This is a genomic window from Streptomyces sp. MGP-BFMKR1, assembly GCF_057766585.1.
In genome coordinates this window covers 486,611-505,243 of record NZ_CM173408.1, presented here as the reverse complement: position 1 = coordinate 505,243, position 18,633 = coordinate 486,611, and the positions used below count along the sequence as shown (strand labels likewise).

The 18,633-nt window shown below is 76.7% G+C and carries 1 protein-coding gene; it reads right to left on the bottom strand.

Annotated elements, in window-relative coordinates:
• Positions 1–10: 10 nt before the first annotated feature.
• A complete protein-coding gene (locus tag AC3CHW_RS01745) occupies positions 11–18,601 on the bottom strand; it encodes a non-ribosomal peptide synthetase (protein WP_488469298.1) in 18,591 nt (6,196 codons plus the stop codon).
• Between the last annotated feature and the right edge of the window lie 32 nt (positions 18,602–18,633).

The following is an 18,633-nucleotide window of genomic DNA, read 5'->3' as shown; positions in this document are numbered from 1 at the left end:
TCGTCGGCCCTCATCGTTCGTCGTGGTCGCTGTCGCCGCTCGCGGCGTCTTCCAGTTCCCGCAGCACCCGCTCCTCCACCAGCTCGGCCAAGGCGGCGACCGTGCGGGTGGTGAGCACGTCCCGTGGGGTGAGGGACAGGGCGAACGCCTCGCCGGCGCGCGCGGCGATGGCCAGCGCCCGCATCGAGTCGCCGCCCAGGGCGAAGAAGTCGTCCGTGGCGCCCACGGAGGCGTCCAGCACCTCGGCCCACACGCTGGCGACGACCTCCTCGGTGGGTGTGCGGGGCGCCACCCGCGCGGCGGCCGGTGCCGACCGCGCCCCGGGCGCGGGCAGGGCGGCGCGGTCGACCTTGCCGTTCTCGGTGAGCGGGAAGCGCTCCAGGACGGCGAAGGCGGTCGGCACCATGTGCCCGGGCAGCGTGCGCGCGGCGAACGCGCGCAGCTCCGCGTCGGGCGGCACCTGCGCCCCGGGCGCGGCGAGCAGGTGCGCCACCAGCACCGGCTCGCCGGGCTCGTCCTGCCGCACGGTCACCACGGCCTGCCGCACCGACGGGTGGGCGGCCAGGGCGGCCTCCACCTCGCCGGCCTCGATCCGGTGGCCGCGCAGCGCGATCTGGTGGTCGGCGCGGCCCAGGTAGTGCAGCTCGCCCGAGGCGTCCCGGCGCACCAGGTCGCCGGTGCGGTACATCCGCGAGCCGGGCGGGCCGAACGGGTCGGCGGTGAACCGGGAGGCGGTCAGGCCCGGCCTGCCCAGGTAGCCCCGGGCCAGCGACGGCCCGTGGACCCACAGCTCGCCGGGCACGTTGTCGGCGACCGGGCGCAGCCGGGCGTCGAGCACGTACCCACCGCTGCCCGGCCGTGGCCGGCCGATGGGCGGCGCGGCGCTGGTGGGCGTGAGCGGGCCTGACCAGGTCGCCACGACCGTGGCCTCGGTCGGCCCGTACGAGTTGATCATCCGGTGGTGGGGCGCCCAGCGGGCGACGAGGTCGGGGCCGCAGGCGTCCGCGCCGACGATGAGCGTTCGCAGGTCGCTGAGCGTGCCCGCGGCCTCCGCCGGCACGGTGGCGAGCGCCGCGGGCGGCAGCAGGGTGTGGGTGACGCGCTCGGAACGCAGCACGTCGGCCAGCTCCGCGCCGAGCAGCGGGCCCGGCGGCGGCAGCACCAGGGCCGCCCCGGCGGGCAGCGCCATGCACAGCTCCAGCACCGAGGCGTCGAAGCTGGGCCGGGCGAAGGCCAACACCCGGTCGCCCGGCCGCACCTGGTAGTGGTCGGCCTCCGCCGCGGCGAACTCCGCCAGCCCGCGGTGGGTGACGACCACGCCCTTGGGGGTGCCGGTGGAGCCCGAGGTGTAGAGCACGTACGCCGGGTCGTCCAGGTGCGTCGGGCGGAGCCGGTCGGCGTCGGTGGGCCGGTGCCCGGGCGCCTCGCCGCCGCCCTCGGCGAGCAGTTCGCGCGCCTCGTCCTCCGCCAGCGTGACCACCGGGGCGGCGTCGTGCAGCATCAGCGCGATCCGCTCGGCCGGATAGTCCGGGTCGACCGGCAGGTACGCGGCGCCCGCCTTGGCGGTCGCGAGTTGGGCGGTGACCATGTCGACCCCGCGCGGCAGCGCCAGCGCCACCAGGTCGCCGGGGCCCGCGCCGCGCGCGATGAGCCGGTGCGCGAGCCGGTTGGCCCGCGCCTCCAACTCCGCGAAGGTCAGCCGCAGTCCGGGCGCGGTCAGCGCGGTGGCGTCCGGCCACCGGTCGACGGCGGCCTCCACCAGCGCCGCCAGGCCCACCGCGGGCACCGGGCGGCCGTCCGCCGGCGCCGCGACCGGCCCGGTCAGCCGCGCGGCCTCCGCCGGCGGCAGGGTGGCGACGGCGTCGACGGTGGTGCCCTCGCCGGCGGTGGCCAGGGAGCCCAGGGCGTGGGCGAACTGGGCGGCCAGCGACCGCGCCGTGGACGCCTCGAAGTACCGCGGGTCGTAGCCGAGTTCGACGCTGAGTCGGTCGCCGGGCGAGACCACCGCGGTCAGCGGGTAGTTGGTGGCCTCCAAAGCGTGCAGGTCCCGCACCCGCAACCCGTGTGCGGTGGCGGCGCCGTCGTTGATCGGGTAGTTCTCGAACACCACCAGGCTCTCGAACAGCGACACCCCCGGGGGCAGGTCGCTCAGGGCGCGCAGGTCGGACAGCGGCAGGTGGTCGTGGCCCCGGGCGTCGGCCTGCGCGGTCTGCAACGCGCCCAGCCAACCGGCCGGGGACGCGGCGCCGTCGACCACGCAGCGCACCGGCAGGGTGTTGATGAACAGCCCGGTGATCTCCTCCGCGCCGGGCAGGTCGGACGGCCGTCCGGAGACGGTCGTGCCGAAGCACACGTCACGCTCGCCGCTCCAGCGCGACAGCAGCAGGGCCCACACGCCCTGCACGACGGTGTTCAGCGTCAGGTGGTGGGCCCGCGCGAAGTCCCGCAGCGCGGCGCTCTCCCGCTCGCCCAGCCGCTGTGACAGCCAGGTGCCCGACCTGGTCGCCGCTCCCCGCGCCGGGCGGCGGTCGTAGGGCAGCGGGGTCGGCGCGGCCAGCCCCGCCAGGGCGCGACGCCAGTGCTCCTCGGCCCGGTCGCCGTCACGGGTGGCCAGCCAGGCGACGTAGTCGGCGAACGGGCGCCGCTCCGGCGGCCGTGGGTCGGCGCCGCGGGCCAGGGCCGCGTGGCAGGCGAACACGTCCGACAGCACGTGGAAGACGCTCCACCCGTCCAGCAGGACGTGGTGGAAGGTCCACACCACGCGGACCTCGGTGGGCGAGAGCCGGGCGAGCGCCAGCCGCAGCAGTGGCGGCCGGTCCAGGGCGAGCCCGCGTTCCCGGTCCTCGGCCAGCAGCCGCTCAAGCGCCGTCGCGCGCCCGGCCTCGTCGAGGCCGCTCCAGTCCAGCTCGGTGACCGGCAGTTCGGCGTGACGGTGCACCACCTGCAACGGGGTGGGCACGTCGCGCAGCGCGACCGCGCTGCGCAGCACCGGGGTGTGGTCCACGACGTGCTGCCAGGCCGCGGCCAGTACGGCGCTGTCCGGCACGCCGTCCAGCACGAAGGTGGCCTGCTCCACGTACAGCCCCTCGCCGGGCTGGTCGAGCCCGTGGAAGACCAGGCCCGCCTGGGTGGGGGTGAGCGGATACAGGTCGACGACGTCCCGCCCGGTGCCCACCAGGCGGTCCACCGTCGCCTGGTCGAGCGGCGCCAGCGGGAAGTCCGACGGCGTGCGGCCCCCGGCGTCCGGTCGCGCGCAGTGCCGCACGATCTCCCGCAGCTCGGCCGCCGTCTCCTCGGCCAGCCGCCGCACGGTCTCGTGCTCGTGCAGGTTGGCCGAGTACGACCAGGTGAACTCCAGTTGCTTGTCGGCCACGGCCCCCACGACGTCGATCAGGTGCGGCCGGTCGGCGCCCCGGTCCATGTCGCCGCCCAGCGCGCCGTACGGGGCGTGCAGCAGGCCGCCGTCCGCGCGGGCGCTCCAGTCCCGCCGGCCGAGGTAGTTGAAGGAGATCCGCGGCTGCTCGGGGAACGCGCCCGGAGCCCGCCGCAGATGGCGCAGCGCGCCGTACCCCAGGCCGTTGCGGGGCACCGACCGCAGGCCCTCCTTGGCGGACTTCAGCGCCGTGCCCAGGTCCGCGTCCGGCGGCAGGTCGAGGGCGACGGGGAACATGGTGGTGAACCAGCCGACGGTGCGCGAGAGGTCGACGTCGTCGAACAACTCCTCCCGGCCGTGGCCCTCCAGGGCGATCGGCAACCGGGCCCGCCCGGTCCAGCGGGCCAGCACCCGGCCCAGGGCGCACAGCAGCACGTCCGCGACCCGGGTGCGGTAGACCTCCGGCACGTCCTGGAGCAGCCGGCGGGTCTCCTCCGTCTCCAGCCGCACGGTCACCGTCTCCTCGGAGTCCGCGGAGTTCCGGCCGGCGCGGTCGGTGGGCAGGTCGGCGGGGGCGCCGGCGGTGGCCCAGTAGGGGAGTTCGTCGTCGAAGCCGCCGGCGGCGGCGTGGTCGGCCAGCTTCCGGGCCCAGGCGCGGAAGGAGGTCGTCTTCGGCCCGAGGTCGGCCTCCCGCCCGGCGCGCAGCCGGCGGTAGGCGCTGTCCAGGTCCTCCGCGATGATCCGCCACGAGACCGCGTCCACCACCAGGTGGTGGGCGGCCAGCAGCAGGATCGGCGGCGACTGGTCGCCCGGCCGGCACAGCACGGCCCGCAGCAGCGGCCCGCGCGCCAGGTCGAAGTCCGCGCACGCCTCGTCGGCGCGCGCGCGCACCCCGGCCGCGACCTCCTCCGGGGCCCCGCCCGGCAGCTCGCGGATCCGCAGGTCGACGGCCGCGCCGGGCGCGGTGCCGTACTGGCGCGGCGGCCCTTCGCCGGTGTCCTCGTACCGCATGCGCAGCGCGTCGTGGTGTTCCAGCACGGCGGCCAGCGCGGCGCGCAGCGCCTCCACGTCGGTGTCCTCGGCCAACCGGAAGGCCAGCGACTGGGCGAAACGGCCCGGGTCGCCGGGGGCGTCGTCGAACAGCCAGTGCTGGATGGGCGTCAGCGCCACCTCGCCCACCACGGGGCCCTGTTCGGCGCCCGCGGGCCCGGCCGTCACCGCGTCGGCCGCCGCCGCGAGGGTGGCCACCGTCTGGTGCGAGAACAGATGGCGCGGGGTGAGCGCGATCCCGGCTCGCCGGGCCGCCGAGACGACCTGGATGCTGAGGATGGAGTCCCCGCCCAGCGCGAAGTAGTTGTCGTGCACGCCCACCCGCCGCACGCCCAGCACCTCGGCCCAGATGCGGGCCAACTCCCGCTCGGCGGCCGTACGCGGCGCCACGTGGCCGTCCGCCGACGCGGGCGCCGACCAGTCGGGCGCCGGCAGGGCGCGCCGGTCGAGCTTGCCCGTCGCGCCCAGCGGCAGCCGCTCCAGCGGCACGATCGCGGCGGGCACCAGGTGGTCGGGCAGCCCCCGCGCGAGGAAGGCGCGCAGCGTGGCGGGGTCGACGGGCGCGCCGTCGCGGCCCACCACGTACCCCACCAGGCGCTTGTGTCCGCCGCCGTCCAGCACCCGCGCGGCGGCCTCGGCCACCTCCGGGTGCCGGGCCAGCGCGGCCTCCACCTCGCCCAGTTCGACGCGGAAGCCCCGCACCTTGACCTGGTCGTCCGAGCGCCCCAGGTACTCCAGTTGGCCGTCGGCGCCCCAGCGCACCAGGTCGCCGGTGCGGTACATCCGCCCGCCCGCCGGGCCGAACGGGTCGGGCAGGAAGCGGCGCGCGGTCAGGCCGGGCCGCCGCAGGTAGCCGCGGGCCACGCCGGTCCCCGCCAGGTACAGCTCGCCCGGCGCCCCCACGGGCACCGGCCGCAGCCACGGGTCCAGCACATGGGCCCGGGCGCCGGTCACCGGCCGGCCGATCGGCGGGGTGCGGTCCGGGTCGGCCGGGTCGCAGTCGTACGCGGTCGCGTAGACGGTGGCCTCGGTCGGGCCGTAGATGTTGGCGACCCGGCAGCCGGGGATGGCCGCACGGACCTCGGCCACGGTGCGTGCCGCGAGCCCCTCACCGGCCAGCACCACCGTGTCCGCCGAGACCCGCACCGCCTTCTGGGCCAGCAACTGGCCCAGCGCCGAGGGCACCGCGCTGAGCAGGCTCGCCGTCCACGTGGTGCCGCCCTCGGCCAGCGCCAGCAGGTCGTCCACCAGCTCGATGCCGCCACCGCACAGCAGCGGGCCGTAGATCTCGAAGACGGACACGTCGAAGTTGAGCGAGGTGGCGGCCACGACGTGGGACAGTCCGGCGGCGCCGAAGGTGGCGCGCGCCCAGTCGGCCAGCGCCACCACCGCACCGTGGGTGGCCACCACGCCCTTGGGCACGCCCGTCGAGCCCGAGGTGTGGATGACGTACGCCGGGTGGGCGGGCAACAGCGGGCCGTCCCGCTCCGCGTCGGTGACGTCGCCGGCGGGCAGCGCCGCCAGGCGCTCGTCCAGGGCCGGCCCGAACTCGATCCGCCGGGCGCCCCCCTCGGGCAGCCGCTCACCCGCCGCGGGCGTGGTCAGCACGAGCGTGGGGCGCACGTCATCGAAGAGGAACGCGACACGCTCGGCCGGGTAGGAGGGGTCGACCGGCAGGTAGCCGGCGCCGCTCTTGGCCACCGCGAGCAGCGCCACGGCCAGGTCGGTCGTGCGCGGCAGGGCCAGGGCCACGAAGCGCTCGGGGCCCGCGCCCCCCGCGATCAGTACCCGGGCCAGCCGGTTGGCGCGCTCGTTCAGCTCCCGGTAGCTCAGCCGCCCGTCGGACGCCGTGACGGCCGGGGCGTGCGGGGTACGGGCGGCCTGCTCCTCGAACACCTCGGGCAGCACGCGCCCGGGCACCGGGACGACCGCGCCTCCCCACTCCTCGACGACGCGCCGCCGTTCGCGGTCGTCCAGCAGCGGCAACTCCCGCAGCCGGCGCTCCGGCCCGGCCGCCATGGCCGTCAGCAGCACCCGCAGGCAGCCGCCCAACCGCTCCACGGTCGCGGCGTCGAAGGCCGCCGGGTCGTAGTCCAGGGCCATGGTCAGCCGCTCGCCCGGGGCGACGATCATGCTGAGCGGGTAGTTGGTGGGCTCCAGGTCCCGCTCCGCCTCCAGGCTCAGCCCGTGCCGGGCCAGGGCGCCGCCGTCGAAGGGGTAGTTCTCGAACACCACCAGGCTCTCGAACAGGTGCGTGCCGCCCGGCACGTCGCTCCAGGACTGGATCTGCGCCAGCGACACGAAGTCGTGCCGCCGCGCCTCCGACTGGGCCTCCTGCACATCGCGCAGCCACTCCGGCAGCGTCCGGTCACCCGCCACGCGGACCCGGGTGGGCAGCGTGTTGATGAACAGGCCGACCATGGTCTCCACGCCCGGCAGGTCCGCCGGGCGCCCGGAGACGGTGGTGCCGAACACCACGTCAGAGCTGTCGCCGAAGCGCGCGAGGAGCAGCGCCCAGGCGCCCTGCAGCACGGTGTTCACGGTCAGGCCGTACCGCCGTGCCATCGCCCGCAGCGCCGCCGAGTCCGCCGCGCTCAGCCGGACGCGCACCGAACCCGACGAGGAGGCGCGGTGGGCCTCGGCCGGTCGCCGGTCGCGCGGCAGCTCCGTCGGCGCGGTGAAGCCGGACAGCACCGTGCGCCAGTGCCGCTCCGCCTCCGAGGTGTCCCGCCCGGCCAGCCAGCCCAGGTAGTCGCCGAACGGCGCCCGGGACGGCACCTCGGGCGCGCGGCCCGAGGTGAGCGCCGCGTACCGCTCGCAGACCTCGTCGAAGACCTGGGCCGCGCTCCAGCCGTCGAGCAGGATGTGGTGGAAGGTCCACACCAGCCGCACCCGGTCGGCCGACAACCGGACCAGGGTCAGCCGCATCAGCGGGGCGACGGCCAGGTCCAGGCCCTTCTTCCGGTCGGCGGCGAGCAGTTCCTCCAACGCCCGCTCGCCGTCCTCGCCGTCCGCGCCCTCACGCCCCGACCAGTCGAGGACGGTGATGGGCACGGTCGCCCGCTCGTGCACGACCTGCAGTGGCTCGGCGGTCTCCTCCCACACCAGGCGGGTGCGCAGCATCGGGTTGGCGTCGGCCGTCCGCTGCCAGGCCGTGGCCAGCGCGCCGGGGTCGGTGACCCCGCGCAGCACGAGGTGCACCTGGTTGAAGTAGGTGTCCGAGCCGGGGTCCATCAGGGTGTGGAAGAGCATGCCCGCCTGCATCGGCGTCAGCGGCAGGACGTCCCGTACCGCGCGCCCGTCGCCCACGACCCGGTCGACGGCCCGCTGGTCCAGCCGGGCCAGCGGGAAGTCGGACGGCGTACGACCGCCGGCCTCCGGCCGGGCGCAGTGCGCGGCGATCTCCGCCAGCGCCCGCGCCATGCCGTCGGTCAGCGCCCGCACCGTCTCCTCTCGGTGCACCGCCCTGCTGTGGTACCAGGTCAGCTCCAGCCTGCCGTCCTCCACCCGGGCGACGACGTCCAGCAGGTGCGGGCGCTCCGACTCCGGTGACTCCGAGCCGTCGAGGCCGCCGCGCACCGCCCGCACCAGGCCGTCGCCGCTCGGCCAGTCGAACCGCCCCAGGTAGTTGAAGCTGATCCGCGGCGGGGGAGCGGCGGTCGGCCCCGCGGCCCCCGCCAGGTGGCGCAGCGCGCCGTACCCGAGCCCGTGGCCGGGCACCGCCCGCAGCCCCTCCTTGACCGCCTTCAGCGCCGCGCCCCAGTCCCCGCCGGGCACGTCGAGGGCGACGGGGTACAGGCTGGTGAACCAGCCGACCGTACGGGAGAGGTCCACGCCGTCGAAGAGGTGGTCCGCACGGCCGTGCCCCTCCAGGGCCACCGCGACGGTGCGCCGCCCCGTCCACTCGGCCAACACCCGGCCGAGCGCGGTGAGCAGCACGTCGTCGATCCGCGTGCGGTAGACGCCGGGCACCTTGTACAGCAGGTCGCCGGTCAGTTCCCGGTCCAGGCGCACCGTCACCTGGCCCAGGTCGGCGATGGTGTTGCCGCCCGCCGCGTCGACGGGCAGCGGGGCCGCGCAGTGCCGGGCCACCTCGCCCCAGTGGGCGAGTTCGGCGTCGAACCCCCCGGCCGCGGTGTGGGCCCGCAGCAGCCGCGCCCACTCCCGTACGGAGGTGGTGCGGGCGAGCGGATCCCCGCCGCCGGCGCGCTCCCGCTCGTAGGCGCTCACCAGGTCCTCCAGGAGCACCCGCCACGAGACGCCGTCCACGACCAGGTGGTGCACGGCCAGCACCAGCCGCGGCGGCCTGCCGTCCGAGCCGGTGAACAGGTCGGCCGCGAGCAACGGCCCCTTCGCCAGCGGGAAGACGGCGCGCGCCCCACCCGTGGCCGCCGCCACCGCCGCCGCGTACTCCGCGTCGGACAGCCCGCTCACGTCGTGCTCCCGCAGCAGGTCGGCGCCGGCCGCGCCGGGGGCCGGGCAGTGCTGGCGCCACGTGCCGTCCGCGCGCCGCTCGAAGCGGGAGCGCAGGGCGTCGTGGTGGTCCCACAGCACGCCCAACGCCCGGCGCAGGGCCTCCGGTTCGACGTCGTCGGCGAGGTCGACGGTGATCCGCTGGTCGAAGTGGCCCGGGTGGCGCGGCTCGGAATCGAGGAACCAGTGCTGGATCGGGGTGAGCGGCACCTCGCCGCTCACCGGTTCGGCGCCGGCGATCGGCGCGGCCTCGGCCGAGGCCGCGGCGAGGGCGGCGATCGTGGGGTGCCGGAAGACCTCCCGGGGCGTCAGGGACAGCCCCGCCCGCCTGGCCCGGGAGACGACCTGGATGCTGAGGATCGAATCCCCGCCCAGGTGGAAGAAGTTGTCCTCCACGCCCACCCGTTCCACGCCCAGCAGCGCGCCCCAGATCTCCGCCAGCACCCGCTCCGCGTCGGTGCGCGGCGCGCGGTACGTCCCCTCGGCGCCGGCCGCCGGCTCGGGCGCGGGCAGGCGCCGCCGGTCCACCTTGCCGTTGTCGGTCAGGGGCAGCGCGTCCAGCGCCACGAAGGCCGAGGGCACCATGTAGTCGGGCAGTTCGGCGGCCAGGTGCGCGCGCAGCGCGGTCGCGTCCGGCGGCGTGGCCCCCGGCGCGGCGACCAGGTAGCCCACCAGCCGGGCCGGTCCGGTCTCGGCGCGCGCCACGACCACCGCCTCGGCGACCGCCGGGTGCCGGGCCAGCACCGCCTCGATCTCGGCGGGTTCGACCCGGAACCCCCGGACCTTGATCTGGTCGTCGGCGCGGCCCGCGAAGAGCAGTTCGCCCTCGCCGCTCCAGCGCACCAGGTCGCCGGTGCGGTACATGCGGCTGCCGGGCGGCCCGAACGGGTCCGCCACGTACCGCAGCGCCGTCGCCCCGGCCCGGCCGGCGTAGCCGCGAGCCAGCCCCGCGCCGGCGATGTACAACTCGCCGGGGACGCCGGGCGGCAGCGGCTCAAGGGCCTCGTCCAGGACGTACACGCGCGTGTTGTCCAACGGCCGGCCGATGGGCAGTGCGGCGGGCAGTCGGTCGCCGCCGCGGAAGATCCGCCGGGTGGCGAACGTGGTGGTCTCGGTCGGGCCGTAGCCGTCGACCACGGTGATGCCGGGGCACGCGTCGAGCACCGCGCGCACCGCGCCGGAGGGCACCACGTCGCCCCCGGTCCACACCTCCCGCGCGCCCCGCAGGCAGTCCGGCTCCTCCTGCGCCAGCAGCCGGAAGAGACCCGCCGTCAGCCACAGGCAGCCCACGCCCCGCTCGGATATCGCCCGGCGCACCGTCGCGGCCTCCACCTCACCGGGGGGCGCCAGCACGGCGCAGCCGCCGCGCAGCAGCGGCACCCACAGCTCGTACGTGGCCGCGTCGAACGCCTGCGGGGAGTGCACCAGCACCCGGTCGTGCCCGGCGAAGGCCCGGTCCGACGCGAGGGCCACCACGTCCCGGTGGCGGACCGCGACCCCCTTGGGGCGGCCCGTGGAGCCCGAGGTGAACATCAGGCAGAACACGTTGTCCGGGTGCGCCACGGGCAGCGGGGCCGCGTCGGGCCCACCCGGCGGCGCCTCGCCGTCCACCGCGAGCACCCGCCCGTCCGGGGCCACCGCCTCGGCGGTCTCCCGCCAGACGGCGTCGGTGAGCACCAGCGCCACGGCGGCGTCGTCCAGCATCCGCCGCAGCCGCTCGCGCGGCGCCCGGCCGTCCAGCGGCACGTACGCGCCGCCCGCCCCGGCGACCGCCAACTGGGCGGCCACCGCGTCGGCGGAGCGCTCCATCAGCACCCCGACCGCCCGCTCCGGGCCCACCCCGAGCGTGACCAGGTGGCGCGCCAGCGCGTCGGCGCGCTCGGCGAGTTCGCGGTGGGTCACCACCGCGTCGCCGGTGTCGAGGGCGGCGGCGTCCGGGGTGCGCCGAGCCCGCGCCGCGAACAGGTCGGTGACCGTGGTCTCGGGCACGGGGGCGCGGGTGTCGTTCCACTCCTCGACGACCTGACGGCGGCGCCCCGCGCCGAGCGGCGACAGCCGGGCCGGCGGGCGCCCCGCGCCCTCGGCCATGCCGTCCAACAGCACGGTCAGGTACTCGCCGATCCGCTCGGCGGTACCGGCGTCGAACAACCGCGCGTCATAGCCCACGCGCAGGGCGAGCCGGGCGCCGGGATAGGCCACCAGACTCAGCGGGTAGTTGGTGGTCTCGATGCCCTCAAGGCCGCTCAGCCGCAGCCCGTGCGCGGCGGCCAGGGCGTCGTCCACCGGGTAGTTCTCGAACACGACGATGCTGTCGAACAGCGCGGCCCGCTCCGGGAGCCCGGTCAGCGCGCGCAGCCGGGGCAGCGGGAGGAAGTCGAACCGCCGGTCCTCGCTCTGCGCCTCCTGCACCCGGCGCAGCCAGTCCGTCAGGGTGCCCTCGCGGGGGACCGCCAACCGGGTCGGCAGCGTCGTGATGAACAGGCCGTTCATCGCCTCCACACCGGGCAGCTCCGGCGGTCGCCCGGAGACCGTGGTGCCGAAGACGACCTCGTCGCGGCCCGTGAGGCGGGCCAGCAGCAGCGCCCAGGCGGCCTGCACCACGGTGCTCGCCGTCACCCCGGCGTCCCTGGCCAGGCGCTCCAGCCGGCGGGTGGCCCCGTCGGTCAGCGCCACCCGCACGGCCGCGCCGGACTCGGCCCGGTGCGCCTCTCTCGGCTCGCGGTCGTACGGCAGCGCCGTGGGCTCGGTCAGCCCCGCCAACCGCTCCCGCCAGTGCCGCTCGGCCTCCGCCGCGTCGCGTTGCCGCAGCCAAGCGACGTAGTCCCGGAAGGGCCGGCGCTCGGGCACCGCGGCGGCCGGCTCGGCGCCGTCGCGCAGCGCGGCGTGGCAGGCGAAGACGTCGGAAAGCACCTGGAACAGGCTCCAGCCGTCCAGGATCAGGTGGTGGAAGGACCACACCACCCGCACCTCGGTCCCCGACAGCCGCACGAGCGTCAGCCGCAGCAGCGGCGCGGTCCGCGGGTCGACCCCGCGCCGCCGGTCCTCGTCGAGCAACGCCCGCAACCGCTTGGTGCGTTCGGCCTCCGACAGCTCGCTCCAGTCGAGCCGGGCGACCGGCACCGCGGCCCGGCGCTCGACCACCAGCAGCGGCTCCGGCACGTCCTCCCACACCACGCGCGAGCGCAGCACCGGGGTGCGGTCCGCGACCCGCTGCCAGGCGGCGGCCAGCACGTCCGGGTCGGGCACCCCGTCCAGCACGAAGGTCAACTGCTGGAAGTAGGCGCCCCCCGCGTCCTGCGACAGCCGGTGGAAGAGCATCCCGGCCTGGGTGGGGGTGAGCGGGTGGATGTCCTCCACGCCCGCGCCGTCACCGACGGCCCGGTCCACCGCCGGCTGGTCCAGCCCCGCCAGCGGGAAGTCGGACGGGGTGCGGCCCCCGGCGCCGGGCCGCTCGCCGTGCTCGGCGATGCCGCGCAGCGCCTCGGCGTAGGCGTCGGCCAGCCGCGCCACGGTGTCCTCGCGGTGCAGCTCGGCCGAGTAGAACCAGGTGAACTCCAGCGCGTCCCCGTCCAGCCGGCCGACGACCTCCAGGGCGTGCGGTCGCGGCGCCGCCGGGTCGGCGTCCAGCGCCAGCTCCCGGTACGGGCCGCGGAACAGGCCGTCCTCGCCGCTGGGCAGCGCCAACCGGCCCAGGTAGTTGAAGCTGATGCCGGCGGCGGGACCGCTGGGCAGCTCCGGCGCCCGGGTCAGGTAGCGGTGCACGCCGTGGCCGACACCGCGCCCGGGCACGGCGCGCAACTGCTCCTTCACCGACTTCACGACGGTGCCCCAGTCCGCGTCCGCCGGCGCGCTCAGCGCCACCGGGTAGCGGGTGGTGAACCAGCCCACCGTGCGGCTGAGATCCGCGTCGGCGAACAGCTCCTCCCGCCCGTGGCCCTCCAGGTCCACCGGCACCCGGTCGCGCCCGGTCCACTCGCCCAGCACCCGGGCCAGCGCGCTCAGCAGCACGTCGTTGACCTGGGTGCGGTACGCGGCGGGCAGGGTGTGCAGCAGCGTGGCGGTCTCCCGCGCGCCCAGTCGCACGGTCACCGAGCGGGCCGACGCGTAGGTGTCGGCCCCGGCCAGGTCGGTGGGCAGCGCCGGATCGCCACCGGCCGCCGACGCCGCCCAGTACGCCCGCTCCTCGTCGAAGCCCCCGGCCGTGGCGTGGCCGGTCAGCCGCAGCGCCCAGTGCCGTACCGAGGAGGACTTCGCCGGCAGCGCGGGGCGGGCGCCGGCGCGTCGCGCGCGGTAGGCCCGGTCCAGGTCCTCGAGCAGCACGCTCCAGGAGACCCCGTCGACCACCAGGTGGTGCACGCTCAGGTGCAGCACGGCCGGCCGGTTCCGGCCCCGGTCGTGCAGCACGGCCCGCAGCAACGGCCCCCGGGCGAGGTCGAACGGGCCCAGGTGGGGCGCGTCGTCGTCGGGCCCGGCGTGCCGCCCCAGCACGACCGGGGGCGCGTCCCGGCCGATGTGCTGGTGCCAGGCGCCGTCGTCGCCCCGGGTGAACCGGGAGCGCAGCGCGTCGTGGTGGGCGCACACGTCGCCCAGGGCGGCCTGGAGCGCGTCGGCGTCCACCGGGTCACCCAGCTCCATGGAGAGCGTCTGCGCGAACCGGCCAGCCCACGCCTCGCCCGCCTCGAACAGCCAGTGCTGGATGGGCGTCAGCGGCGCCTCGCCGACGGCGTCGGCCACCGACTGCGCGCGGGCCGCGGGCGGCTCCGCCGCGTCCGCGCGGCGCGCCAGGGCGCCCACTGTCTGGTGCTGGTAGATGTCGCGCGAGGTGACGGTCAGCCCGGCCTGCCGGGCCTGGGCCACCACGTGGATGCTGAGGATCGAGTCGCCGCCCAGCAGGAAGAAGTTGTCGTTCAGTCCCACCCGCTCCACGCGCAGGACGTTCGCCCACACGGCGGCCAGCGCCTTCTCGGTGGCGGTGCGCGGAGCCTCGTAGTCCGCCCCGGCCGCCGACGTCCAGTCCGGCGCGGGCAGCCGGTCGCGGTCGAGCTTGCCGTTGGGGTTCAGCGGCAGCTCCGGCAGGACGACCACGGCCTGCGGCACCATGTAGTGCGGCATGGCGCGCTCCAGCTCGCGCAGGACGGCGCCGGGCACCAGCTCCGCACCCGGCTCGGGCACCACGTAGCCGACCAGCCGCTTGTGGCCGTCGCCCTCCTGGGTGGTGGCGGCTGCCCGGGCCACTCCGACGCAGCCCCGTAGCGCCTCCTCGACCTCGCCCAGCTCGACGCGGAAGCCTCGCACCTTCACCTGCCGGTCGGTCCGGCCCAGGTACTCCAGCTCGCCGTCGGCCGTCCACCGCGCCAGGTCCCCGGTGCGGTACATGCGGTCGCCGGGAGCGGCGAACGGGTCCGGGACGAACCGGGCCGCGGTCAGCCCGGGTCGGTTCAGGTAGCCGCGCGCGACGCCGCCCCCGCCGATGTACAACTCGCCCGCCACGCCGACCGGTTGCGGTCGCATGCCGCCGTCCAGGACGTACACCCGCGTCCGGGCGACGGGCCGGCCGATCGGAGGGGCCTGCCGGGGCGGCTCGTCGCCGGCGAACCACGCGGTGGCGTACACCGTCGCCTCCGTCGGCCCGTAGATGTTGGCTATCCGGGCCCCCGGCATGGCCTGCCGGATCTGCCGCACCGTCCGGGCCGGCAGCGCCTCGCCCGCGAGCACCACCGTGCCGGCGTCGACCCCCGCGCCTCGGTCCAACGCCCGCGCGAGCGCCGACGGCACGCCGCTGAGCAGCCCGGCGCGCTCCGGCACCGCGCCCTCCGCGAGCGCGGTGAGGTCGGCCACCAGCACGACGCTCCCGCCGCACAGCAGCGGGCAGAGCAGTTCGAAGACGGACACGTCGAAGTTGAGCGAGGTGGAGGCCACCACGTCGGTCAACCCCTGGACACCGAACCGGTCCCTGGCCCAGGCCGCGAGGTCCACCACACCGCGGTGGGCCACCAGCACGCCCTTCGGGCGCCCGGTCGAGCCGGAGGTGTAGATGGCGTACGCGGGGTGCAGCGAGTCCAGCGGGCGTACGCGCTCGGCGTCGGTGAGGCCCGACGGGGACCGCCCGGCCAGCTCCGCCTCGACCGCCGGCTCGTCGAGAACCAGGCACTCCGTGCCCTCCGGCAGGCGGCCCGCGGTCTCCCGGACGGCCACCACCAGGGCCGGCCGGGCGTCGGCGAGCATGTAGCGGATGCGCTCACCCGGGTAGCCCGGGTCCACCGGCAGATAGCCCGCGCCGGCCTTCAACACCGCCCACAACGCGGGCACCAGATCGGCCGAGCGCGGCAGGGCCAGGCCCACCAGCGTCTCCGGCCCCACGCCCCGCTCGACCAGCAGCCGGGCGAGGCGGTTGGCCCGCTCGTCGACCTGCGCGTAGGTCAGCCGGGCCGTGCCACACACGACGGCGACCCGCTCCGGGGTCCGCCGGACCTGGGCCTCAAGCAGCGCGGGCAGCGTCGCGTCCGGGCCGCCGCGGTGCGGGGTGTTCCAGTCGTCGAGCATCGTGCGCCGCTCGCGCTCGCTCAGCAGCGGCAACTCGGCCAGCCTGCGGCGCGGGTCCTCGGCCATGCGGTCCAGCAGCAGGTGCAGTTGGCGGCCGAGCCGCTCCACGGTCCGCGCGTCGAACAGGTCGGTGTTGTACTCCACCGTCAGCTCGACGGAGCCGTCGGCACGCGGCGTGAACTCCAGCACCAGGTCGAACCGCGCCGCCGGACGCGGCAGCGGGTACTCCTCGATCCGCACCCCCGCGGCCCGCGGCGGGTGGTCCAGGGCCGTCTGCTGCACCACCAGGGCCTGCACCAGCGGGGTACGGCTGGCGTCCCGTCGCGGCGCCAGTTCCTCCACCACCCGGTCGAACGGCACCGCGTCGTGCCCGAAGGCGTCCAGCAGCGTCGCGCGGACCGTGTCCAGGTACTGGTTGACGGAGGCCGAGCCGTCCACGTCCGTGCGCAGCACCAGCGTGTTGACGAAGAAGCCCGCCATCTCCTCCAGCTCGCGCCGGGTGCGCCCGCTGGTGACGGTGCCGATCGCGATGTCGCGCTGTCCGCTCCAGCGGGAGAACAGCACCGAGGCCGCGCCGGCGAAGACCGTGAACACGGTCGCGCCCCGGGCGCGGGCCAGCCCGGTCAGCCGGTCCGCCAACTCCGCGGGCAGCACGTGGCGGTGCGCCGCGCCGGCCGTGGTGCGCACCGCGGGGCGCGGCCGGTCGGTCGGCAGGTCCAGCGGCTGCGAGCCGGCCAGATGGGCCCGCCAGTACGCGAGGGCGCCGGCGTGCTCGTCGGCATCGGCGTGCTCCCGCTCCCACACCGCGAAGTCCGGGTACTGGAGGGTCGGTTCGGGCAGCCCGGCGTCGGCGCCGGCCGCCTCTGCCGCGTACAGCGCGGCCAGCTCCCGCACCAGCACCCCCACCGACCAGCCGTCGGTGACGATGTGGTGCTGGGCGAGCAGCAGCACCCGCGCCTCCGCGTCCAGCCGCACCAGCAGCGCGCGCGTCAGCGGCCCGTTCACCAGGTCGTACGGGCGGCTCAACTCCTCGGCCAGCAGCCGCTCGGCCTCCGCCTCGCGCCGCCCGGCCGGAAGCCCGCCGAGGTCGGTGGTACGCAACGGCAGCGTCGCCGGCCCGTCCACCCGTTGCACGGCCCGCCCCTCCACCAGGGCGAACGTGGTGCGCAGCGCGTCGTGCCGGGCGGCGAGCCGGTCCAGCGCCCGGCTCAGCGCATCGGTGTCCAACTCGCCCGTCAGGCGCACGGCGACACCGGTGTTGTACTCGGAGCCGCCGGCCGTCAGGTCGTTCAGGAACCACAGCCGCCGCTGCGCCCCGGACAGCGGGAGTTCCCGGTCGCGGCGGGCCGGCGTGACCGGGGCCCGCGTCCCCTCCTCGGACGGCCGGTCCAGCCGGGGCGCCAGCGCGGCGATCGTCCGGGCCCCGAACAACTCCCGCATGGTCGTCGCGGTGCCGAAGGTCTCCCGTACCCGGGACAGGACGCGGGCGGCGAGCACCGAGTCACCGCCGAGATCGAAGAAGTCGTCCGCGACACCCACCCCGCGCACCCGCAGCACCTCGGACCAGATGTCCGCCAGGGCCCGTTCGGTGGCGGTCCTGGGCGCGACGCCGTCCGTGCCGGTGCCCTGGGACGGGCCGGGCGCGGGCAGCGCCCCGGTGTCGATCTTGTGGTGGGCCGTCAGCGGGAAGACGTCGAGGACGACGACGGCCGACGGCACCATGTGCGCGGGCAGGCTGCGGGCCGCCGCCGTGCGCACCTCCGCGGCCGACGGCGGGCGGCCCGGGTCGCCCGGGGTGACGTAACCGACCAGACGCCGCAGCCCCGGCTCGTCCTCGCGCACGGTGACCACCGCGGCGCCGACCCGGGGGTGCCGGGCCAACACCGCCTCGATCTCGCCCGGCTCGACGCGGAACCCGCGCAGCTTGACCTGGCGGTCCGTCCGCCCGGCGAACTCCAACTCGCCGTCGGCGTTCCAGCGGGCCAGGTCGCCGGTGCGGTACAGGCGCGCGCCAGGCGGCCCGTAGGGGTCGGCGACGAAGCGCGCCGCGGTCAGACCGGGGCGCCCCAGGTAGCCGCGCGCCACCCCGGCGCCGCCCACGTACAACTCGCCCTCGGTGCCGGGCGGCACCGGCCGCATGGCCGCGTCCAGGACGTGCGCCTCGGCGTACGGCAACGGCTGGCCGATCGAGGGAACGCCGCCGCCGGGCACCAACGGGCCGGTCCAGGAGGCCACGACGGTGGCCTCGGTGGGACCGTAGGAGTTGATCATCCGGCGGCCGACGGCCCAGCGGTCCACCAGCTCGGCCGGGCACGCCTCGGCCCCCACGATCAGCGTCCGCAGGTCGGGCAGGCCCTCCGCGCCGACGGGGGCGGGCAGGGTGGCGAGCGCGGCCGGCGGTATCAGGGCGTGGGTCACGCGGTGCTCGCGCAGCACGGCGGCTAACTCCTCGCCCAGCCACGGCCCGCCCGGCGGCACCACCAGGGTCGCGCCCGCCAGGAGCGAGGAGCACAGCTCCAGTACGGAGGCGTCGAAGCTGGGGGAGGAGAACTGCAGCACCCGGTCGCCCGGCCGCACCTCGTACCGCGCGGCAGCCGCCGCCGCGAACCCGGCGAGACCGGCGTGCGGCACCACGACGCCCTTCGGCGCGCCGGTGGACCCCGAGGTGAAGATGACGTACGCGGGATGCCGGGGGTCCGGCGGCGCGGACGGACCCGCGCCGCCCCGGGACCGTCCGCCCCTCTCGGCCGGCCGCACCAGCGCCGGGTCGTCGATGACCACGACCGGGCGCGCGTCGGACAGCATCAGCGCGCGCCGCTCGGCCGGATAGGCGGGGTCGACCGGCAGGAACGCGCCCCCCGCCTTCGCCACCGCCAGCTCCGCGACGACGAGTTCGACGCAACGGGGCAACACCAGCGCCACCACCCGCTCCGGGCGCACCCCGCGCCCGGCGAGGTCGTGGGCCAGGTTGTCGGACCACGCGTCGATCTCGGCGTAGGACCAGTCGCGCCGCCCGTCCGTCACCGCGGGCGCGTCCGGCGCGCGCTCCACCCACGCGGCGAACAACGCCGCCAGCGGGGTACCGGGCGCTGGGGCCGGGTGGGTCACCGTGGGACGGGGCGACGGGGCGGCGGGTGCTGACATGTCGTGCAGGTGCGTCATGGCGGTGATCCTTCTCGGCGGGGACGAAAGGT